The organism is Enterobacter sp. PL_is514, assembly GCF_055816715.1.
Map to the genome: position 1 here is coordinate 53,723 of NZ_JBVPGN010000023.1, position 20,314 is coordinate 74,036.

At 54.6% G+C, this 20,314-nt stretch carries 22 protein-coding genes; 9 read left to right on the forward strand and 13 right to left on the reverse strand.

All coding sequences use genetic code 11. The features are described from left to right. Positions 1-58 precede the first annotated feature (58 nt). The 3 genes from pfkA to cpxP form a co-directional block, all read right to left on the reverse strand. Positions 59-1,021, reverse strand: coding sequence for a 6-phosphofructokinase (gene pfkA, locus AC0TNG_RS01435; protein WP_023309696.1), 963 nt, complete (start codon positions 1,019-1,021; stop codon positions 59-61). A 174-nt stretch (positions 1,022-1,195) separates the two neighbouring features. Next, the gene (fieF, locus tag AC0TNG_RS01440; RefSeq protein WP_024909199.1) at positions 1,196-2,089 is read right to left on the reverse strand and encodes a CDF family cation-efflux transporter FieF; all 894 of its coding nucleotides are present in this window, start codon (positions 2,087-2,089) and stop codon (positions 1,196-1,198) included. 153 nt (positions 2,090-2,242) lie between these two features. Next, on the reverse strand, positions 2,243-2,749 hold the full coding sequence (gene cpxP / locus AC0TNG_RS01445; protein WP_024909200.1) for a cell-envelope stress modulator CpxP: 507 nt from the start codon (positions 2,747-2,749) through the stop codon (positions 2,243-2,245). Positions 2,750-2,899: 150 nt separating this feature from the next. Here cpxP and cpxR point away from each other — a divergent pair, with 150 nt between their 5' ends. Next, positions 2,900-3,598, forward strand: coding sequence for an envelope stress response regulator transcription factor CpxR (gene cpxR, locus AC0TNG_RS01450; RefSeq protein ID WP_006179159.1), 699 nt, complete (start codon positions 2,900-2,902; stop codon positions 3,596-3,598). Continuing rightward, positions 3,595-4,968 (forward strand): envelope stress sensor histidine kinase CpxA, encoded by a 1,374-nt coding sequence (gene cpxA / locus AC0TNG_RS01455; protein ID WP_023309731.1) that lies wholly within the window; start codon positions 3,595-3,597, stop codon positions 4,966-4,968. Before cpxR ends, cpxA begins: the two co-directional genes overlap by 4 nt. Positions 4,969-5,004: 36 nt before the next feature. On the opposite strand, the gene AC0TNG_RS01460 is transcribed toward cpxA, so the two are convergent. The 6 genes from AC0TNG_RS01460 to AC0TNG_RS01485 form a co-directional block, all read right to left on the reverse strand. After that, positions 5,005-6,255 (reverse strand): MFS transporter, encoded by a 1,251-nt coding sequence (locus tag AC0TNG_RS01460; protein ID WP_024909201.1) that lies wholly within the window; start codon positions 6,253-6,255, stop codon positions 5,005-5,007. 131 nt (positions 6,256-6,386) lie between these two features. Continuing rightward, positions 6,387-7,340: a sugar phosphate isomerase/epimerase family protein gene (locus AC0TNG_RS01465; RefSeq protein WP_061716302.1), complete on the reverse strand. Its 954-nt coding sequence runs from the start codon at positions 7,338-7,340 to the stop codon at positions 6,387-6,389. Positions 7,341-7,347: 7 nt separating this feature from the next. After that, the gene (locus AC0TNG_RS01470; RefSeq protein ID WP_048989393.1) at positions 7,348-8,052 is read right to left on the reverse strand and encodes a UTRA domain-containing protein; all 705 of its coding nucleotides are present in this window, start codon (positions 8,050-8,052) and stop codon (positions 7,348-7,350) included. 188 nt (positions 8,053-8,240) lie between these two features. Further along, a complete protein-coding gene (yiiM, locus tag AC0TNG_RS01475; RefSeq protein WP_473712435.1) occupies positions 8,241-8,915 on the reverse strand; it encodes a 6-hydroxyaminopurine reductase in 675 nt (224 codons plus the stop codon). A 71-nt stretch (positions 8,916-8,986) separates the two neighbouring features. Next, positions 8,987-9,607 carry a superoxide dismutase [Mn] gene (sodA, locus tag AC0TNG_RS01480; RefSeq protein WP_003861999.1) on the reverse strand — a complete coding sequence of 207 codons (621 nt, stop codon included), beginning with the start codon at positions 9,605-9,607 and terminating at the stop codon, positions 8,987-8,989. Between the two features lie 203 nt (positions 9,608-9,810). Then, positions 9,811-10,359 carry a helix-turn-helix domain-containing protein gene (locus tag AC0TNG_RS01485; protein WP_023309744.1) on the reverse strand — a complete coding sequence of 183 codons (549 nt, stop codon included), beginning with the start codon at positions 10,357-10,359 and terminating at the stop codon, positions 9,811-9,813. Between the two features lie 102 nt (positions 10,360-10,461). On the opposite strand from AC0TNG_RS01485, the gene AC0TNG_RS01490 reads away from it, so the two are divergent. Continuing rightward, positions 10,462-11,121, forward strand: a complete 660-nt coding sequence (locus tag AC0TNG_RS01490; protein ID WP_023333870.1) for an AzlC family ABC transporter permease — start codon at positions 10,462-10,464, stop codon at positions 11,119-11,121. Beyond that, complete coding sequence (locus tag AC0TNG_RS01495; protein ID WP_024909205.1) at positions 11,121-11,444, forward strand: AzlD domain-containing protein; 324 nt, start codon at positions 11,121-11,123, stop codon at positions 11,442-11,444. Before AC0TNG_RS01490 ends, AC0TNG_RS01495 begins: the two co-directional genes overlap by 1 nt. A gap of 39 nt (positions 11,445-11,483) precedes the next feature. Here AC0TNG_RS01495 and AC0TNG_RS01500 read toward each other — a convergent pair whose 3' ends face one another. Next, complete coding sequence (locus AC0TNG_RS01500; RefSeq protein WP_023309747.1) at positions 11,484-11,696, reverse strand: YdgH/BhsA/McbA family protein; 213 nt, start codon at positions 11,694-11,696, stop codon at positions 11,484-11,486. A gap of 114 nt (positions 11,697-11,810) precedes the next feature. Then, on the reverse strand, positions 11,811-12,647 hold the full coding sequence (fdhD, locus tag AC0TNG_RS01505; protein ID WP_061716289.1) for a formate dehydrogenase accessory sulfurtransferase FdhD: 837 nt from the start codon (positions 12,645-12,647) through the stop codon (positions 11,811-11,813). Between the two features lie 372 nt (positions 12,648-13,019). Between fdhD and fdnG the strand changes: the two genes are divergently transcribed. From fdnG to fdhE, 4 genes are read left to right on the forward strand one after another with little or no spacing between them, the layout of a single operon-like run. Further along, entirely contained in the window at positions 13,020-16,070 is a 3,051-nt protein-coding gene (gene fdnG / locus AC0TNG_RS01510) for a formate dehydrogenase-N subunit alpha (RefSeq protein ID WP_155267946.1), read from the forward strand. Between the two features lie 12 nt (positions 16,071-16,082). Further along, positions 16,083-16,985: a formate dehydrogenase subunit beta gene (fdxH, locus tag AC0TNG_RS01515; protein WP_008501831.1), complete on the forward strand. Its 903-nt coding sequence runs from the start codon at positions 16,083-16,085 to the stop codon at positions 16,983-16,985. Next, on the forward strand, positions 16,982-17,617 hold the full coding sequence (gene fdoI, locus AC0TNG_RS01520; protein WP_014172232.1) for a formate dehydrogenase cytochrome b556 subunit: 636 nt from the start codon (positions 16,982-16,984) through the stop codon (positions 17,615-17,617). The genes fdxH and fdoI overlap by 4 nt, the downstream gene beginning before the upstream one ends. Further along, complete coding sequence (fdhE, locus tag AC0TNG_RS01525) at positions 17,614-18,543, forward strand: formate dehydrogenase accessory protein FdhE (RefSeq protein WP_008501833.1); 930 nt, start codon at positions 17,614-17,616, stop codon at positions 18,541-18,543. The genes fdoI and fdhE overlap by 4 nt, the downstream gene beginning before the upstream one ends. A gap of 39 nt (positions 18,544-18,582) precedes the next feature. On the opposite strand, the gene AC0TNG_RS01530 is transcribed toward fdhE, so the two are convergent. Continuing rightward, entirely contained in the window at positions 18,583-18,954 is a 372-nt protein-coding gene (locus AC0TNG_RS01530; RefSeq protein WP_032648446.1) for a type II toxin-antitoxin system VapC family toxin, read from the reverse strand. 2 nt (positions 18,955-18,956) lie between these two features. Then, positions 18,957-19,199: a ribbon-helix-helix protein, CopG family gene (locus AC0TNG_RS01535; RefSeq protein ID WP_045909092.1), complete on the reverse strand. Its 243-nt coding sequence runs from the start codon at positions 19,197-19,199 to the stop codon at positions 18,957-18,959. A 198-nt stretch (positions 19,200-19,397) separates the two neighbouring features. On the opposite strand from AC0TNG_RS01535, the gene AC0TNG_RS01540 reads away from it, so the two are divergent. Next, a complete protein-coding gene (locus AC0TNG_RS01540) occupies positions 19,398-20,312 on the forward strand; it encodes an alpha/beta hydrolase (RefSeq protein ID WP_090420834.1) in 915 nt (304 codons plus the stop codon). The last annotated feature ends 2 nt before the right edge of the window (positions 20,313-20,314 follow it).

Sequence of the window (20,314 nt, forward strand, 5' to 3'; positions counted from 1 at the left end):
TACGAACCGTGCTTTTGTAGGCCCGGTAAGCGCAGCGCCACCGGGCAAAAAACGCCGATCAGTACAGTTTTTTCGCGCAGTCCAGCCAGTCACCTTTGAACGGACGCTTCATGTTTTCAATCGCATCGATGATGTCATGGTGAACCAGTTTTTCGTTCTGAATACCGACGCAGCGGCCGCCGTGACCCTGCAGCAGCAGATCGATAGCGTACGCGCCCATACGGGACGCCAGAATACGGTCGTAAGGGCCTGGGGAACCGCCACGCTGGATGTGACCCAATACGGTCGCGCGGGTTTCGCGTTTGGTTTCGGCTTCGATGTACTTCGCCAGCTCGTCAACGTCACAGATGTGCTCGGTGATAGCCACGATCGCGTGTTTTTTACCTTTCGCGATGCCCGCTTTGATTTCAGCCACCAGATCTTCACGGCTAAATTCGACTTCTGGCACGACGATAAATTCGCAACCGCCCGCAATGGCTGCCGCCAGCGTCAGGTCGCCGCAGTAACGGCCCATCACTTCAACGATAGAGATACGCTGGTGAGAAGACGAGGTGTCACGCAGACGGTCAATCGCTTCAACAACGGTACCCAGCGCGGTAAAGAAGCCGATAGTGTAGTCAGTACCTTTGATGTCGTTGTCGATGGTGCCCGGCAGACCGATGCACGGGAAACCCATTTCGGTCAGACGTTTTGCACCCATGTACGAGCCGTCACCACCGATAACCACCAGGGCGTCCAGGCCGCGTTTCTTCATGTTTTCGATAGCCACTTCACGAACGTGTTCATCACGGAATTCCGGGAAGCGCGCAGAACCGAGGAAAGTACCGCCACGGTTGATCATGTCAGACACGCTGTAACGGTCGAGCTGAACCATACGATCTTCATACAGGCCCAGATAACCGTCATAAACGCCAAAAACTTCCAGGCCTTCCGTCAGCGCTGCACGGACAACACCACGAATTGCCGCGTTCATGCCCGGCGCATCACCGCCGCTTGTCAACACACCGATTTTCTTAATCATGACTACCTCTGAACTTAGGAATGCAAAATTGAAATCTGTTGCCGGAAGAAACTTATCGACCAACGAATACTGCAAATAGTATATCAATCCCTTCCAGCTGAATTGATTCAGGTCAGACCAAATGGCGGTAATTTATACACAAAATGCTGGCCTGGCTCACTTTTTTACAACGAATTACGAAAGCCCAACATGACCGGGTACAACCGAGCAGGGATCCTGGTGAATGATGACGTCTGAACCAGGAAAACGCTGCAAAATCGCCTGCTCGACCTGCTCAGCTATCACGTGAGCCTGAACCAGTGGCAGGTTGTCTTCCATTTCAATGTGAATCTGAATAAAGCGGGTCGGCCCTGACTGCCGCGTTCGAAGATCGTGTGCACCGCTGACGCCGGGCCAGGAGGTCACGATAGAAAAAATTTCATTACGTTCTGAGTCCGGGAGGGCGCGGTCAAGCAGTGATTGCACCGCTTCATACCCCATCCGCAGGGCGCTATATAAAATATAGATACCAATCCCTAACGCAAACAACGCATCGGCCCGATGCCAGCCATACCAAGCCAGACCGAGCGCAATAAGAATAGCCCCATTCATCATAACATCAGATTGATAATGAAGCATATCTGCCCGTACAGCCTGACTTTGCGTTTTGCGCACAACCCAGCGCTGGAACGTTACCAGAACAAGTGTGCATATAAGCGCGACAATCGTCACAACGACGCCGACGCCGGGATCGTTCATCGGTGTCGGTGAGACGAGATGCTGAATGCCGGTGAGAAACAAGAACAGCGCAGAACCGGATATAAACATACTTTGCGCCAGCGCGGCCAGCGACTCCGCTTTACCGTGCCCAAAGGTGTGCTCTTCATCCGCTGGCTGCAGCGAGTAACGCACCACCAGCAGGTTGGTCAGCGAGGCGGCAATATCCACCAGCGAGTCCACCAGCGCCGCCAGAATACTGACCGAACCGGTATACCACCACGCGAAAACTTTGATGACCAGCAAGCACGACGCCATTACCGTCGCGGCCATGGCGGCCCGGTTTACCAGTCTTCCATAGGATTGATTCATAAACGCTCCTGTCATGTCATGCCGCTAGTATAACGGAAGCATGTGGAGTCGAAGGATGAATAAACGGTTAACAAATCAGAATGCGGGGCAAAAAAAACCCCCACATCATGTGGGGGAAGACAGGGATGGTGTCTATGGCAAGGAAAACAGGGTTTACTGGTTACTACGGGTACTGCTATTGCTACTGAAAAACGTCGTTTCTGAGCTTCGCTGCATCCGTGCAACCTCACGCAGCTGGTCCATTCGCTGCTGATGTCTGGTGTTCAAAACCGCTTGCTGCTCGGGCGTTAGCAGGTGGAACATCTGGTTGCGGACCTTCGCCATTTCGACCTGGCGGGCAACCTGTTCCTGTGCCATTTTTTCGGCCTGAGCGCGTACAGCGCTTTCGTCAAAATTTTCTGCGGTGACAAGGCGATGCATTGTCTCCATTTCGCTAACATTAACAGGGGGCTGGTCGTGTCTCGCCCTCTGCATCAGATCTCGCATCTGTTGACGCTGATGTTCGGTTAAACTTATGCCGTCAAACATATGGCTTTGGCTGCTGTTCTGCGTTGCGCCCTCTTGTAAGGGACTGTTATCGCTGATGATAGCTTCAGCAGCCTGGCTAAACGCACTGAACGCCAGCGTTGAGGCCATGACGGCAGCGGTAACTTTGCGCATCACTTGCTCCCAAAATCTTTCGTGTCGCGATTCAACGAGAGACAGTCTACGATTCAGGCTGCAAACATGCGTCAGGGGGTGTAAAACAACGTAAAGTCATGGATTAGACAGCCTTGATGTCGTAATTTCTGCCTCGGAGGTATTTAAACAATGAATAAAATCCTGTTAGTTGATGATGACCGAGAGCTCACATCCCTTTTAAAGGAGTTGCTCGACATGGAAGGTTTCAACGTCCTGGTTGCCCATGATGGCGAGCAGGCGCTGAGTCTCCTTGACGACAGCATCGATTTACTTTTGCTCGACGTGATGATGCCGAAGAAAAACGGCATTGATACGTTGAAAGAGCTTCGCCAGACACACCAGACTCCCGTTATCATGCTGACCGCACGCGGCAGCGAACTCGATCGCGTACTCGGCCTTGAGCTGGGCGCAGATGACTATTTACCGAAGCCGTTTAACGACCGCGAACTGGTCGCCCGTATTCGCGCGATCCTGCGTCGTTCCCACTGGAGCGAGCAGCAGCAGAATACCGACAACAGCTCACCTACCCTTGAAGTCGACTCACTGAGCCTGAACCCGGGCCGTCAGGAAGCGAGCTTTGATGGCCAGACGCTGGAACTCACCGGCACGGAGTTCACCCTGCTGTATCTGCTGGCACAGCACCTCGGCCAAGTGGTCTCGCGTGAGCATTTAAGTCAGGAAGTGTTGGGCAAGCGTCTGACCCCGTTTGACCGCGCCATCGACATGCACATCTCTAACCTGCGCCGTAAGCTGCCGGAGCGTAAAGACGGTCACCCATGGTTTAAAACCCTGCGTGGTCGCGGTTATCTGATGGTTTCCGCTTCATGATAGGAAGCTTAACCGCCCGCATCTTCGCCATCTTCTGGCTGACGCTGGCACTGGTTTTAATGCTCGTACTGATGTTGCCAAAACTCGACTCACGCCAGATGACGGAGCTTCTCGACAGCGAGCAACGTCAGGGCGTGATGATCGAGCAACACGTGGAAGCCGAGCTGGCAAACGACCCGCCGAACGATTTAATGTGGTGGCGCAGATTATTTCGCGCTATCGACAAGTGGGCGCCGCCCGGACAACGCCTGCTGCTGGTGACCAGCGAAGGCCGCGTCATTGGGGCCGATCGCAATGAAATGCAGATTATCCGCAACTTCATTGGCCAGGCGGATAACGCCGATCATCCCCAGAAGAAGAAATATGGCCGCGTAGAAATGGTAGGGCCTTTCTCCGTCAGAGACGGAGAGGATAATTATCAGCTCTACCTGATCCGTCCGGCGAGCAACTCCCAGTCTGATTTTATCAACCTGCTGTTTGACCGCCCTCTCCTGCTGCTGATTGTCACCATGCTGGTCAGCTCGCCGCTGCTGTTATGGCTGGCGTGGAGCCTGGCAAAACCGGCGCGTAAGCTGAAAAATGCCGCCGATGAAGTGGCGCAGGGTAACCTGCGACAACACCCTGAACTGGAAGCCGGACCGCAGGAATTCCTTGCCGCCGGGACCAGTTTTAACCAGATGGTGAGCGCTCTCGATCGCATGATGACCGCACAGCAACGTCTGCTGTCGGATATCTCGCACGAACTGCGTACCCCGCTTACACGCCTGCAGCTTGGCACCGCGCTGCTGCGCCGCCGCAGCGGTGAGAGCAAAGAGCTGGAGCGTATTGAAACAGAAGCTCACCGCCTGGACAGCATGATCAACGACCTGCTGGTCATGTCGCGTAATCAGCAGAAAAACGCGCTGGTCAGCGAAACGGTGAAAGCCAATCACCTGTGGCACGAGGTGCTGGACAACGCGGCGTTCGAAGCGGAACAGATGGGTAAATCCTTCACCGTCAACTTCCCACCGGGTCCATGGCCGCTGTACGGTAACCCCAACACGCTGGAAAGCGCGCTGGAGAATATCGTGCGTAACGCCCTGCGCTACTCGCACACGAAGATTGAGGTGGCGTTCTCGGTGGATAAAGACGGGATCACCGTCATTGTCGACGACGACGGTCCTGGCGTCAGCCCGGAAGACCGCGAGCAGATTTTCCGTCCGTTCTATCGTACCGATGAGGCGCGCGACCGGGAATCGGGGGGTACGGGGCTGGGCCTGGCGATTGTGGAAACCGCCATGCAGCAGCACCGTGGCTGGGTGAAAGCCGATGACAGTCCGCTGGGTGGATTGCGATTGACCCTCTGGCTGCCGCTGTACAAACGTTCATAACGCCCTGTCCCCGGCGTTTGCCGGGGACAGCTGACCTTATACCTCCGCGGTGACTGCCGCGCGGTTCTGCTTTTTGATCCGTTTCACCAGCAGCGTTGAGCAGACGAATCCCATCAGGCTGAACGCGATCATCACGCTAAAAACATAGTTGTAGCCTGCGATACCGGTGTGGGTATCCAGCAGCCAGCCATAAAGCGTGTAAGCAAACATGGCGGGCATGTAACCGATGATGCAGCCAAACGCCATTGCCGAGCCGGCATACTCACGCGGAGTGCCAATCTCATCCATCGGCGCGAAGAAAATGGCGCGCTGCGAGAAAATAATCGCCCCAAAACCTAAGGTTGCCGCCATCCCGATATAGACGTTCATCGATTGGTGGGGTAGCTGCATAAAGACAATCATCGCCGCGGCGGCAATCAGGAAGGTCCACTTCAGGTAGACAGTAGGCGATTTTGCCACTTTATCCGCCAGGAAACCGCCCACCGGTCCCCCCACCATTTTCAGGGCATACTGGTTGATAATGCCGTAGGCTCCCACCAGCGCAACCGGAAGCATATAGATATCTTTGAGGAAAGGGATAAAGTATGTCAGCCCGCAGTAGGCAGCGTACACGAAGAAAATGCCAAACGCGACTAGCCAGACGTTGGCGCAGGAGAGGATATGTTTGATCCCCTTGAGCACCTCCATGTTGGCACTCCCCTTTTCGCTGCCTTTGACCTTGTCGTCATCGACAATGAAGTAGGTGATCACCCCTGCGACCAGGGTAATCAGCGTGTAGTATAACAGCCCCGCCTGCATGCCCGCTTTGCCTTCCCCGAAGTGCACAAAGACGAACAGTGCCCCGGAGGCAACAACCACGTCCACCACGCCGCGGCCAGCCTCAAGAAAGCCAAACATACGCCCCTGTTCCTCCTGCGTACCCAGCAGACGCACCGCTTTCAGCAATACTGGCCAGTAAACTACGTCAGCGAAAAAGGCCATCGCCGCAAAACAGAGCAGATACCCGGTAAATGACGGCAGCGTGGATAAGTAGAGGCCGCACAATCCCACGCCGATTAAACCAAACGGCAGCAGTATTTTTTTAGAGTAACGATCGGCAATATACAGAGAGAGGAACAGGCCCGTTGTCTGGACAATAGTATATACCGTAAAGCTTAAACCAATTTGGGTATTGGTTAATCCCCAGTCATTTTGCATAGGTACATAAAAGACATCTTTCATACTGGAAAGTTTGAATATCGTCCCGCCGCCTAAAATCAAAAAGCAGAGTCGTGCCCATTTATTCATGAACATAATTAACACCCTTAGCGTAGGTTGAGAAAACGTTCTCAATCAGAAAATGAATGCAATAATCCTCAGCCAGCTCAAAATGAAATGGCCTTCATGTTGACGTTCTTTTTTAACGATCTAAATACTAGTCAGGTTGTTATAAATTTTTGACACACGTTACGTATATACTGAATTTGAGAAAGGGCGTGATGTTTTTCCTCCGCAAGACGGGCATCTACCATCGTGCTGTCGGGCAATGGGGTATAGCTCGCATTTCGCCACGGTATCCAGGGGTTATTCCCTTCATCGTCGAAACGGAACGCAGGAGCATAATATTCCACCTCTTCTTCTAAGCCAAAAGAGGTGACCTGGGGTTGCTCATCACCTAAAAGTAGTAATCTTTTTAGCATCTCCTCCACAGGTAGATCACCGTATCCGGTACGACAGGCTTCATGTCCCCAACCTTTCCCCTCGTTAATAATCCGCGCATCTTTAATATGCACCTGGGTAATCAAGGGGGCCATAACCTCTAATGCCGCCAGCGGCTCTTCGTTGGCATTAATCATATTGCCAAAGTCGAACAGGATGGAGAGGTTTTTCATCCCGCTGTTTTTCACCAGCGTCACCAGTTCATGACCCTGTAAATCTTCATGTTGTTCAATAGTAAAACTCAGGCCGCAATCGTCATAACGAGATAAATACGCAATATCACTGGCAATTTTATCGAGCACGTCTTTCAGATACCCTTCATAACGCGGGTAGAAGCGCACCGAGGTCGCTCCCGTCGCCAGGGCGATACGGATCGCATCATCCAGCGTCGCTTTATCCGAAGCGCTGGTTTCAATATGAATATCCAGATGATAGCCTTGCGCTTTTTCTTTAAACGTGCGTAACTGTTGGTCATTTAATTTTTGCAGGGATTGCGTTTCACCGTCTTCGACATGAATTTTTACCCCTTTTAATTTCTGCTGATACGCTATATCTAACAAATCACCCGGCAATACGCGTTCATAGCGCATATTTAAATGAAACGCGTAGGCGTGCAGATAGAGAGGTATATTTCTCGCACGTTCTGCCAGCCGCACTTTATCAATATTTTTCATTTTCTTCTCATTCATCATGAATAACGAGTTCCACTGATTCAAGGCGCCAGTATTCAAAATCGACCTGCACCACTTTTTTATCCCGTGTCGCTCGGTGTTTTTCCACCAAAATTCCGTAAGTATTCGGTGCCACACCCAGTTCTTTGCAGGCCAGCTCCGGCATATTGACCGGTTTGAAGATCATCTCTTTAATGGTTAAGGTATGACCGAATTCATCTTCCCAGACGCTGGCAAACGACTGGTTTTCCAGTTTATGGATATATCCCGGCGCGGTTTCTGCATCAATATATGACTCGTGGTAAAAAACCTTATGTTCATCGAGCCCACACCATCCTGTTACCCGATAGCAATTCTCAGACGCGGGAAACACCCTCTCAACCTGATGCGGTACGCTCTCCATGCTCTCACGGGATAAATAGCCCCAGGAGGGATTTCGCCCCTGGGCACGGGCTTCCGCATTAAAACTGGAGAGGGATTTTGGGTTATAGATAAAGCGCTTAGCAGAAATAAACCAGCCGCTGCGGTTCTTTCTAAATATCCGTGCACCCACCTCCAGCTCAATCAGCACCTGCCGTAAGGTCATGCGTTTGGCATCCAGCAGTTCGCACAACTCGCGCTCAGACGGTAGCTTCGAGCCAGCCGGTAAGTTTTGTTCACTCAGCCAGCGTTCAAAACGTTCCCTGAGCACATCCACGTAGTTTTTTTCTTTCATCCCACACCATCTGGTTTAAACCAATTTGATCATAAGATATTTGAGCCGGAAGAATTCTCAAGTGTTTTTACATGGCCAACACTTTTTTTGTGGGCCATGTATCAGGAATGAAGCAAGGAAAGGTTGAGTACGGTGTAAAAGAAGGGAGCATCCCCCGTTAGCACGGGGGAGACGAACGAAAGAGAAACCTATTTACCCCATAACCGACGGGCATTGTCTTCAATTTTGTTACTGAGCCGCCGTTTTTGCATGGTGCGCGTCCAGCTGGTCGACAACCCCGCCGCCGACAGCAGGCGGTGATACTGTTCGTCATCAAACGGCATATGCCAGGCAATGGCGCAGGCGTCATAAACAGACACATCGCTCAGGCGTGATGCCAGCTCAAGCGGTGCGTCCGCTGAAACCTGCCCAGCCAGCACCACACGGTACAGCCAGCCGGTTTTACCCGCGTTTTGCATCTGAGCCGACATGTCATGAATGCTGAAATGGTAGTTGAGCTTGAAGCACGGCGAGCGCGGCTGCGTCACCTGAATCAGGGCATCGCCCCAGCGGTAAATATCACCGATAAAGACGTTTTGCTCGGTCAGCCCTTCGGTCGAGAGGTTCTCACCGAACGCGGGCGCGACAAACAGATCCGCCTGTTCGGGGAATTCGACTTTCCAGTGCTGATAGTGCTCGCGCGGGTAGTGGCACAGCGCGCGCTCGGGCCCGCCGTGGATTTTCTTTTCGGCCTGCTCGTCACCCGCCAGCCCGAGGTCGGTAAGCGTCAGCTCACCGTCGACCTGAATTTTAGCGATGGCGCTCGGGCGACTGCCGTCGTACTCCCTTACCTTGCCTGTAAACACGTTCACCGGGTAATGCATTGCTGCCTCCATTACGCAGATACAAAAAAAGCGAGTCATAAGACTCGCTTCTCACAGGCGTCAACGCAACCTTATTTTTTAGCGGCGAAACGTGCTGCAGCTTCGTCCCAGTTCACCACGTCCCAGAAGGCTTTGATGTAGTCCGGGCGACGGTTCTGGAATTTCAGGTAGTAAGCGTGTTCCCACACGTCCAGACCCAGGATTGGGAAGCCCGATGCGCCAGAGATCGCTTCACCCATCAGCGGGGAGTCCTGGTTAGCAGTAGAAACCACCGCCAGTTTGTCACCTTTCAGAACCAGCCACGCCCAGCCAGAGCCGAAACGAGTAGCCGCGGCTTTTTCGAACTCCGCTTTGAAGTTGTCCACGGAACCGAAGTCGCGCTCGATAGCCGCTTTCAGGTCGCCCTGCAGGGTGGTACCGGTTTTCAGGCCTTTCCAGAACAGGCTGTGGTTAGCGTGGCCGCCAGCGTTGTTACGCAGAACGGTTTTCTTGTCCGCTGGCAGCTGGTCCAGCTTGGTGATCAGCTCTTCAACAGGCAGGTTAGCGAACTCTGGCAGGCTTTCCAGCGCGGCGTTCGCGTTGTTCACATAGGTCTGATGGTGTTTAGTGTGATGGATTTCCATCGTCTGCTTGTCGAAATGCGGTTCCAGTGCGTCGTAGGCATACGGCAGGGATGGCAGTGTATAACTCATAATCCTCTCCATTATTGTCGGGCGGCACAGCTGTTAATGCCGCGTAAGCAGTTGGTTCATTATAGTTAATTAAATGATATTGAAAATGATTATCAATGCCGTAGTTTTTATAAGGTTATTCACATTCTGACAAAAGCCAAAATGGGTAATTCACTCAGGAGGTTAACGGAAGATGCTGCCGCGAAGACGACAGCATTGTCGGGTTAGTTTTGTTCCGCCACCAGCAGCGCGTAAGTGTCTGGCTCCAGGGCTTTAAAGATGTGCGGCTGGTCGGCGGGATAACAAATGTAATCCCCTGCGCCGAGCTCTTCCGCCGCGTCAAGCAGGCCAACCAGCGCCCGACCTTGCGTCACAATAATATGTTCAACCGAGCCCGGCGGATGCGGCTGTGAAATACGGTCTGCACCCGGCTGGGTCATCAGAAGATAAACATCGCGGCGCGCGCCGGGGGGGCATGCGGCCAGTAAAATAGCCTCGTAATTAGCCTGTCCGGCGACCACTTTCGTCCCTTCACCGCGGCGGATCACCTGTGTGGTCGGCAACTGCGGCTCAAGCAGGCGGGCGAAAGGAATATCCAGCGCCACGCAAAGCGACCACAGCGTTTCCAGGCTAGGGTTACCGTTGCCGGACTCCAGCTGGGAAAGGGTGGATTTTGCGATCCCGGCACGGCGGGCAATTTCCGCCAGTGAAAGCCCGGTTCGCAGGCGTTCTCGCACCAGACTTTTGGCGATCAGGCTGATCGGCTGCGTCATATAACGGCCTCTTGTTCTATAAAACGAACGAATCGTTCGTCTTGAAAATCAGTTTCGTTGCGTTCATTATAATGGATACACGTTCGATATGGCTAAAATTGTATGAAGCATCATCTCTCTTGCCTGAAAGGCGACACCATAAAAGCAATTATCCTGGTCTGCCTCGCGGTGGGCGTGGTGGGGATGTCCTACGGCTCCCTGGCGATGGCCTATGGTTTCCCGGTCTGGGTACCGTTTGTACTCTCCATCACCGTACTCGCGGGCGCGTCAGAGTTTATGTTTATCGGCATTGTGGCAAGCGGCGGTAACCCGCTGGCGGCCGCAGCCGCGGGGTTGCTGGTCAACGCGCGGCACGTGCCGTTTGGCGTGACGGTGCGTGAACTGGTAGGCAAGCGCGGTCTGAGCCTGTTGGGCTGCCACATTATGAACGACGAAAGCGTGGTGTTTGGCCTGTCGCAAAAAACCGCCGAGCAGCGGAAGGCCGCCTACTGGCTGTGCGGCTTAGGCGTCGCCATTGTCTGGCCGCTCGGCGCGCTGCTGGGTGCAATGGTTGGCAAACTGTTACCTGACCCGGAGACCATCGGCCTGGACGCGGTATTTCCGGCCATATTGCTGGCGCTGGTGGTTCCCGCATTTAAAAACCGTACCACGCTAATCCGCGCCTGCAGCGGGGCCGCGCTTTCACTGGCTGCCGTACCGTTTGCCCCGGTAGGATTACCGGTGCTGCTCTCTTTACTGGGTCTTGCTGCGAGGAAAAAATAATGGGAAATATGACGTTTTTTATTCTCGGCATCGCCATTTTGTCTGCGGGAACGTACCTGATGCGTCTTGGCGGGGCGAAACTGGGCAGCAGGCTGGCACTGTCAGAACGCTCTCAGGCGCTGCTTTCGGACGCGGCAACAGTGCTGCTGTTTTCCGTGGCGCTGGCGACCACGTTTTATGAGGGCGAACATTTCGCAGGAATGGCGCGCGTGCTGGGCGTGGCGTTTGCGGTGTTTTTGGCCTGGCGGAAAATGCCGTTAATTGTGGTGATCGTGGCGGCGGCAGTGGTAACCGCGCTGCTGCGCGTGGCTGGCATAAACTAAAAAAGCGCCCCGGGGGCGCTCTTTCGACGGTGTGACAGCTTATTTCGTCAGTTCAGCGGTCATGTGTACGCGGTTACCTGAGAACGCCTGGGTAATTTTGTAAGATGACGCGCCGGCTTCCTGAGCCTGAGCCGCGATTTTCGCTTCTGCGCCGTCAATGGTTGACGCGGTTGCGGTCACGGTCTGAGCAGCGAAAGAACCGAAAGAAGTAGCCAGAGCGATTACAGCGACAAAAGTTTTGATGCTTTTCATAATATAAACCCTTTCATTAAGTTGTTTAGGTAAGGCACCGTGCCTTGATGAGATAAATACTAGACCTCATCATGAACAACTAAAAGCGGAAGGATTTGCTATTATCATTCAAAATTATTGATTAAGAATTAATCGCTGTGGATGGGTATAAATGGTTGCCCTTCCCGGCTTGCAGAAGCCCACCAGCGTCAGGTTACAGCGCTCCGCCACCTCCACCGCCAGCGTCGTTGCGGCTGAGACCGCAAACAGAATTTCCACACCGCACATCGCGGATTTTTGCACCATCTCGTAGCTGGCCCGGCTGGAAACGAGAGCCGCCCCCTGCTTCCAGACGTCACTTTCACGCGCCCGGCGCCCCAGCAGCTTATCCAGCGCCACATGGCGGCCAACGTCCTCATGCCCACCGGCAATCTCTCCCGACGGCAACACCCATGCCGCCGCGTGCGTACAGCCGCTCAGCTGGCCGATGGGCTGTACATCGTTCAGGTGCTCAAGCGCATGGTCGAGGTGAGCCAGATTAAAGGTCTGAGTAAACGACAATGGCGCAACGGGTTTACCAATATCATTGAGTTGCTCAACGCCACAGACGCCACAGCCGGTACGCCCGGCCAGCGCGCGGCGGCGCTCTTTCAGCCCCATAAAGCGGCGGCTGGAGAGTTCGATTTGCACTTCGAGACCGTTGCAGGCCTGCACCACGTCCATGCCGTAGATGTCTTGCGGATGCTCGATGATGCCTTCCGAGAGGGAAAAACCGATGGCGAACAGCTCAAGATCTTTTGGCGAAGCCATCATCACGACATGCGAGATACCGTTGTAAACGAGCGCAACGGGCACCTCTTCCGCCAGAAAATCCGGCGTGGCATGGGTGATGTGGGGCGGTCTGTGTACCGACAGTTCCACAATGCCCGCAGGCAGTGGTGACGAGTGGGGAGCACGGTTTTGTTTAGACACAGCGGTATTCCTGAACAACCACGGAGGTGAGCCTGCTATTGCAGCATAATCCACAGGCGTTACGCATAGTATGGATCAACTTTTCGACAACCATTCTCCTACTCATTTAGCAGGGGTGCAACCTGCCACCGGCTACACCGCTTTAACATGCAGAGCTGTTAATGTGATCAATATCACACTTTATAATCAACATGGTGATAATACGTTCACTTTGTATTAACGCCATTAGAACAGCGGTACCGACAATGTGGTATTCTGATGATATCCCTCGTGGAATTGAGGGATTAACGCAAATTTTTCTCCTTTGCGGTCATTCTTCAACCGCGAAGTCAAAACTACATATGTAAGCAATGTCGAAACAAGGAGTGACCCATGCAGGTCAGCAGAAGGCAGTTCTTTAAGATCTGCGCTGGCGGTATGGCAGGCACCACGGCAGCGGCACTGGGCTTTGCGCCCGGCGTAGCGCTGGCGGAAACGCGGCAGTATAAACTGCTGCGCACCCGTGAAACCCGTAATACCTGTACGTACTGCTCTGTCGGTTGCGGGCTGTTAATGTATAGCCTCGGCGACGGTGCTAAAAACGCCAAAGCGTCTATTTTCCATATCGAAGGCGACCCGGATCATCCGGTCAACCGCGGCGCATTGTGCCCGAAAGGGGCCGGTCTGGTGGACTTTATCCACTCCGAAAGCCGCCTCAAATTCCCTGAATATCGCGCGCCTGGCTCCGACAAATGGCAGCAAATCAGCTGGGAAGAGGCGTTTGATCGCATCGCAAAACACATTAAAGAAGACCGCGATGCCAACTTTGTTGAGAAGAACGCCGACGGCGTTACGGTCAACCGCTGGCTCTCCACCGGGATGCTGTGTGCCTCTGCTTCCAGCAACGAAACCGGTTATTTAACCCAGAAATTTACGCGCGCACTCGGTATGCTCGCGGTCGACAACCAGGCGCGTGTCTGACACGGACCAACGGTAGCAAGTCTTGCTCCAACATTTGGTCGCGGTGCGATGACCAACCACTGGGTCGACATCAAGAACGCCAACCTCATTGTGGTGATGGGCGGTAACGCCGCTGAAGCGCACCCTGTCGGGTTCCGCTGGGCGATGGAAGCCAAAATCCACAACGGTGCGAAACTGATTGTGATCGATCCCCGCTTTACGCGTACTGCGTCAGTGGCGGATTTCTACACCCCTATTCGTTCAGGTACTGACATCACTTTCCTGTCAGGCGTACTGCTGTACCTGATGACCAACGAAAAATACAACCGCGAATACACCGAAGCCTATACCAACGCCAGCCTGATCGTGCGTGAGGATTACCACTTCGAAGATGGCCTGTTCAGCGGTTACGACGCCGAAAAACGCAAATACGATAAAACCAGCTGGAACTACGAGCTGGATGAGAAAGGCTTTGCGAAGCGCGACACCACCCTGCAACACCCGCGCTGCGTGTGGAACCTGCTGAAAGAGCACGTCTCCCGCTACACGCCGGAGGTTGTCGAAAACATCTGTGGTACGCCGAAGGCGGACTTCCTGAAGGTGTGCGAGCTGATCGCCGAAACCAGCGCGAAGGACAAAACCGCGTCGTTCCTGTACGCCCTCGGCTGGACGCAGCACTCCATCGGCGCGCAGAATATCCGTACCATGGCGATGGTTCAGCTCCTGCTCGGCAACATGGGGATGGCAGGCGGCGGCGTGAACGCCCTGCGCGGTCACTCCAACATTCAGGGTCTGACCGACCTCGGCCTGCTGTCTCAAAGCCTGCCGGGTTACATGAACCTGCCAAGCGAGAAACAGACCGACCTGCAAACCTACCTGAAGGCCAGCACGCCTAAACCGCTGCTTGAAGGCCAGGTGAACTACTGGGGCAACTATCCGAAGTTCTTCGTCTCCATGATGAAAGCGTTCTTCGGCGATAAAGCGACGGCGGAAAACAGCTGGGGCTTTGACTGGCTGCCGAAGTGGGACAAAGGCTACGACGTGCTGCAGTATTTCGAGATGATGCACCAGGGCAAAGTGAACGGCTATCTGTGCCAGGGCTTTAACCCGGTGGCCTCGTTCCCGAACAAGAACAAGGTTGTTGAGTCTCTGTCGAAGCTGAAGTTCCTGGTGACGATTGACCCGCTCAATACCGAAACCTCAACCTTCTGGCAGAACCACGGTGAATCGAACGACGTCGATCCGTCGAAGATTCAGACCGAAGTGTTCCGTCTGCCGTCAACCTGCTTCGCGGAAGAGAACGGGTCTATCGTTAACTCCGGACGCTGGCTGCAGTGGCACTGGAAAGGCGCTGACGCCCCGGGCATCGCCATGAACGACGGCGAGATCCTGGCCGGTATCTTCTTGCGCCTGCGTAAGATGTACGCGGCAGAAGGCGGCGCGAACCCGGAACCGGTCCTGAACATGACCTGGAACTACTCGACGCCGGAAAACCCTGCGCCAGAAGAAGTGGCGATGGAGAGCAACGGTAAGGCGCTGGCGGACGTTATCGACCCGGCCACCGGTACCGTGCTGGCGAAGAAAGGCGATCAGCTCAGCACCTTCGCGCACCTGCGCGATGACGGCACGACCTCCAGCGGCTGCTGGATCTTTGCCGGTAGCTGGACGCCGAAGGGCAACCAGATGGCCAACCGCGATAACGCCGATCCGTCGGGCCTCGGCAATACGCTGGGCTGGGCATGGGCATGGCCGCTTAACCGCCGCATCCTCTATAACCGCGCATCCGCTGACCCGCAGGGCAACCCGTGGGATCCGAAGCGTCAGCTTCTGAAGTGGGACGGTGCGAAATGGGGCGGCGTGGATATTCCGGACTACAGCACTGCCGCACCGGGCAGCGACGTTGGGCCGTTTATCATGCAGCCTGAAGGGATGGGACGCCTGTTTGCTATCGATAAGATGGCGGAAGGTCCGTTCCCGGAACACTACGAGCCGTTTGAGACGCCGCTGGGCACCAACCCGCTGCACCCGAACGTGGTCTCTAACCCGGCAGCCCGTATCTTTAAGGGCGATTTCGAAGCGCTGGGTAAAAAAGACAAGTTCCCGTACGTGGGTACCACCTACCGTCTGACCGAGCACTTCCACTACTGGACCAAGCACGCGCTGCTTAACGCCATCGCGCAGCCGGAACAGTTTGTGGAGATCGGCGAGAAGCTGGCGAACAAGCTCGGGATTGCCCATGGCGATACCGTGAAGGTCTCCTCTAACCGCGGCTACATTAAGGCCAAGGCGGTGGTGACCAAGCGTATTCGCACGCTGAACGTTCACGGTCAGCAGGTGGATACCATCGGTATTCCGATTCACTGGGGCTATGAGGGCGTGGCGAAGAAAGGGTTCATTGCGAACACCCTGACGCCGTTCGTCGGCGATGCGAACACGCAGACGCCGGAGTTTAAGGCCTTCCTCGTGAACGTGGAAAAGGTGTAACGGAGACGACTTATGGCTTATCAATCTCAAGACATTATCCGTCGTTCCGCGACTAATGGTTTCACGCCCGCGCCTCAGGCGCGGGACCACCAGCAGGAAGTGGCGAAGCTTATCGACGTGACCACCTGTATCGGCTGTAAAGCCTGTCAGGTGGCGTGTTCAGAGTGGAACGATCTGCGTGACGAAGTGGGTCACAACGTCGGGGTGTACGACAACCCGGCGGACCTGACCGCCAAGTCCTGGACGGTGATGCGTTTCTCGGAAGTGGAGCAGAACGACAAACTGGAATGGCTTATCCGCAAAGACGGCTGTATGCACTGTGCGGATCCGGGCTGCCTGAAGGCATGTCCGTCAGAAGGGGCTATCATTCAGTATGCCAACGGCATCGTCGACTTCCAGTCCGAACAGTGCATCGGCTGCGGCTACTGCATCGCGGGCTGTCCGTTCGACGTACCGCGCCTGAACCCGGAAGACAACCGCGTCTACAAATGCACCCTGTGCGTGGACCGCGTTACCGTCGGCCAGGAGCCTGCATGCGTGAAGACCTGCCCAACCGGCGCAATCCACTTTGGCTCCAAAGAGGATATGAAAACGCTGGCGGCAGAGCGCGTGGGCGAGCTGAAGACCCGTGGTTACGACAACGCGGGCCTGTACGATCCGGCCGGGGTTGGCGGTACGCACGTGATGTACGTGCTGCACCACGCCGACAAGCCGAATCTGTATCACGGTCTGCCGGAGAACCCGGAAATCAGCGCTACCGTGAAGTTCTGGAAAGGCATCTGGAAACCGCTGGCAGCGGTGGGCTTTGCTGCCACCTTCGCAGCGAGCATCTTCCACTACGTCGGCGTCGGTCCGAACCGCGCGGAAGAGGAAGACGACAACCTGCATGAAGAGAAAGACGAGGTGCGCAAATGAAAAAACGTGACACCATCGTGCGCTACACCGCGCCGGAACGCATCAACCACTGGGTCACCGCCTTCTGCTTCATGCTGGCGGCGATAAGCGGGCTGGGGTTCTTCTTCCCGTCCTTCAACTGGCTGATGCAGATCATGGGGACACCACAGCTGGCGCGCATCCTGCACCCGTTTGTGGGCGTCATCATGTTCGCGTCGTTCATCATTATGTTTTTCCGCTACTGGCACCATAACCTAATCAATCGGGATGATATCTTTTGGGCGAAGAATATTCGTAAGATCGTCGTCAACGAGGAAGTGGGTGACACCGGGCGTTATAACTTCGGCCAGAAATGCGTATTCTGGGCGGCGATTATCTTCCTGGTCCTGTTGCTGGTGAGCGGCGTGATCATCTGGCGTCCGTACTTTGCGCCTGCTTTCTCAATCCCGGTGATCCGATTCGCGCTGATGCTGCATTCATTTGCCGCAGTGGCGTTAATTGTGGTTATCATGGTGCATATCTACGCCGCCCTTTGGGTGAAAGGCACCATTACCGCGATGGTGGAAGGATGGGTAACCAGTACGTGGGCGAAGAAGCATCACCCGCGCTGGTACCGTGAAGTCCGCCAGAAACAGGAAAAGTCATCTGAATGAGTATTCGCATAATCCCGCAAGATGAGCTGGGGTCGAGCGAGAAACGCACGGCGGATTATATTCCGCCGTTGTTATTCCCCAGACTCAAGAACCTCTATAACCGCCGCGCAGAGCGTCTGCGCGAGCTGGCAGAGAACAACCCGCTGGGCGATTTTCTGCGTTTTGCCGCGCTGGTCGCCCACGCGCAGGAAGTGGTGCTGTACGATCACCCGCTGCAAATGGATCTGACCGCGCGCATCAAAGAAGCCAACGCGCAGGGCAAGCCACCGCTGGACATTCACGTCCTGCCGCGCGACAAGCACTGGCAAAAGCTGCTGCATTCGCTCATTGCCGAGCTGAAGCCGGAGATGAGCGGTACCGCGCTGGCGGTCATTGAAAATCTGGAAAAAGCGTCCGAACAAGAGCTGGAAGAGATGGCGAGCGCGCTGTTTGCCTCTGACTTCTCGCTGGTGAGCAGCGATAAAGCGCCGTTTATCTGGGCTGCCCTGTCGCTCTACTGGGCGCAAATGGCAAGCCTGATCCCGGGCAAAGCGCGCGCCGAATACGGCGAAGCGCGCCAGTTCTGCCCGGTCTGCGGCTCCATGCCGGTATCGAGCATGGTGCAAATCGGCACCACGCAGGGGCTGCGCTACCTGCACTGCAACCTGTGTGAAACCGAGTGGCACGTGGTGCGCATCAAGTGCAGCAACTGCGAGCAGACCCGCGATCTGAACTACTGGTCGCTGGAAAATGAAGACGCGGCGGTGAAAGCCGAAAGCTGCGGCGACTGCGGCACTTACCTGAAGATTCTGTATCAGGAAAAAGACCCGAAAGTCGAAGCGGTGGCCGACGATCTTGCCTCGCTGATTCTGGACGCGAAAATGGAGCAGGAGGGCTTTGCCCGCAGCTCGATCAACCCGTTCCTGTTCCCGGGTGAAGGGGAGTAATTCCCTGTGACAGTGCCGGGCAGCGCGTGCTTGCCCGGCCTACAGCTGGTACGGTGAAACAACCCCAGGAATGCCCTGAAAGTCTTTGGTATTCCGGGTGATTAACGGGCAATTTCTGCTTTGGGCAGTCGCTAAAATAATGGCATCCGGCAGTTTCATGCCATGCTTCTCACGGAGCACGACGCTTCTTTCAGCGATCTCTCGGGTTACATCGATAATCTCAAATGCGCCCATTACCGACGCTGTTTTCGCTTCGTGGCCATGTTTGCGTGCCCCCACCATGACTTCCATCCATGTGATTAGACTGATTGACCGGTGCGACGCTGTGTTTTCGATCGTATTTGCTGCCTCGACGCGATTGTTGAAAAGGTCGATCAGGATATTGGTATCAAAAACCGCCATGTGTTCCATAGCTACCACTCCTCACGCAGCTTGCGTTCATACTCTAAACCGTCTTCTTGCTGGTTCCCCCACAGACCAAGCGCATCACGGATAACGGATGAGCTTTGCTGATCGAGATACTGCTCAATTGCTTCACGCAGTAATTCGGCACGAGGTTGGTTGCGCAGCTGCTTGAGGTTATCGAGACGTTGAATAACGTCATCCGACAAATCGATCAGAATTCTGCCCATGTTAAGCTCCGCCAGTAAACTCATATATCACCTCAGTATATCATTATTGTCTATTTTCAAGGCAACATACACTTTCTCTCAGTAGGGTTAAAGCCCCAGCCAATAGTTTGCCTTCTGTTTGCGGGCTGCTTTCCAGATTGTTATCCGCAACAATATTCTTGTTTTCTTTTGAATCAAACCAGGCTATAAAACTGTTCATCCATACAGTAAAAGGGAATTTTCATGGCGCTGGAACAGGGTATTGCACAACTGGTTCAGGGATTTATCGCTGCGGGTCGGCCCTCGTCACGTCGCCAGAGCATTGAGGTGCGACGAGCAGGCTATATTGCCAGCACGGGGCTTGCCGGGGAGACAGAAACGCGCGTTCAGGTGGAGACGCTTGTTCTTGAGGGTCTTACCATTCGGGTATTTTCACCTCTCAATGCACCTGAAATATTGCCTGCTGCCATCTACTACCACGGCGGATGCTTTATCAGCGGCGGCTTTGATACCCATGACAACCAACTCCGTCAGTTAGCCTGCTACGGCAATTGTCGGGTGATTGCGATTCAGTACAGGCTGGCGCCGGAGCATACTTTCCCCGCCGCACATGACGATGCGGAAAGAGGTGCTGAGCTGGTATGGCAATATGCGGACAAATTAGGCGTCGACAGGAACCGGCTCACCCTTTGTGGAGACAGCGCGGGGGGACATCTTGCGCTGGTAACGTCATTGCGGCTCAACGCGAAAGGGCGATGGAAACCCGCACAGCTTATTCTTATCTACCCCATGCTCGACGCCACCGCCAGTTTTGAAAGCTATGCCCTCAATGGCACGGATTACGTTATCACCCGGGATACTCTGCTCAGCGGGTATGAAATGTATCTCGCAGAAACTGACCGTCAGCATCCCGAAGCGAGCCCGATGTGGCGCGATGATTTTTACGGGCTTCCGCCAGTGCACATCATTACCGCAGAGTACGATCCGCTGTGCGATGAGGGAGAAATGTTGTATCAGCATCTGACTGAGCAGGGTGTGAAGTGTACCGCTCAGCGCTGGCTGGGCGTCATCCATGGCTTCTTTCAGCTTGGCGGCATCAGCCAGTCAGCGCGAGATGTTATGCGGGATATCGCCGGGCGAATTCAGCACGCCCGGTAAGA

Coding starts and splice junctions, on each gene's coding strand:
- pfkA (WP_023309696.1), bottom strand. CDS start 1,021: ATGATTAAGAAAATCGGTGTGTTGACAAGCGGCGGTGATGCGCCGGGC.
- fieF (WP_024909199.1), bottom strand. CDS start 2,089: ATGAATCAATCCTATGGAAGACTGGTAAACCGGGCCGCCATGGCCGCG.
- cpxP (WP_024909200.1), bottom strand. CDS start 2,749: ATGCGCAAAGTTACCGCTGCCGTCATGGCCTCAACGCTGGCGTTCAGT.
- cpxR (WP_006179159.1), top strand. CDS start 2,900: ATGAATAAAATCCTGTTAGTTGATGATGACCGAGAGCTCACATCCCTT.
- cpxA (WP_023309731.1), top strand. CDS start 3,595: ATGATAGGAAGCTTAACCGCCCGCATCTTCGCCATCTTCTGGCTGACG.
- AC0TNG_RS01460 (WP_024909201.1), bottom strand. CDS start 6,255: ATGAATAAATGGGCACGACTCTGCTTTTTGATTTTAGGCGGCGGGACG.
- AC0TNG_RS01465 (WP_061716302.1), bottom strand. CDS start 7,340: ATGAAAAATATTGATAAAGTGCGGCTGGCAGAACGTGCGAGAAATATA.
- AC0TNG_RS01470 (WP_048989393.1), bottom strand. CDS start 8,052: ATGAAAGAAAAAAACTACGTGGATGTGCTCAGGGAACGTTTTGAACGC.
- yiiM (WP_473712435.1), bottom strand. CDS start 8,915: ATGCATTACCCGGTGAACGTGTTTACAGGCAAGGTAAGGGAGTACGAC.
- sodA (WP_003861999.1), bottom strand. CDS start 9,607: ATGAGTTATACACTGCCATCCCTGCCGTATGCCTACGACGCACTGGAA.
- AC0TNG_RS01485 (WP_023309744.1), bottom strand. CDS start 10,359: ATGACGCAGCCGATCAGCCTGATCGCCAAAAGTCTGGTGCGAGAACGC.
- AC0TNG_RS01490 (WP_023333870.1), top strand. CDS start 10,462: ATGAAGCATCATCTCTCTTGCCTGAAAGGCGACACCATAAAAGCAATT.
- AC0TNG_RS01495 (WP_024909205.1), top strand. CDS start 11,121: ATGGGAAATATGACGTTTTTTATTCTCGGCATCGCCATTTTGTCTGCG.
- AC0TNG_RS01500 (WP_023309747.1), bottom strand. CDS start 11,696: ATGAAAAGCATCAAAACTTTTGTCGCTGTAATCGCTCTGGCTACTTCT.
- fdxH (WP_008501831.1), top strand. CDS start 16,083: ATGGCTTATCAATCTCAAGACATTATCCGTCGTTCCGCGACTAATGGT.
- fdoI (WP_014172232.1), top strand. CDS start 16,982: ATGAAAAAACGTGACACCATCGTGCGCTACACCGCGCCGGAACGCATC.
- fdhE (WP_008501833.1), top strand. CDS start 17,614: ATGAGTATTCGCATAATCCCGCAAGATGAGCTGGGGTCGAGCGAGAAA.
- AC0TNG_RS01530 (WP_032648446.1), bottom strand. CDS start 18,954: ATGGAACACATGGCGGTTTTTGATACCAATATCCTGATCGACCTTTTC.
- AC0TNG_RS01535 (WP_045909092.1), bottom strand. CDS start 19,199: ATGAGTTTACTGGCGGAGCTTAACATGGGCAGAATTCTGATCGATTTG.
- AC0TNG_RS01540 (WP_090420834.1), top strand. CDS start 19,398: ATGGCGCTGGAACAGGGTATTGCACAACTGGTTCAGGGATTTATCGCT.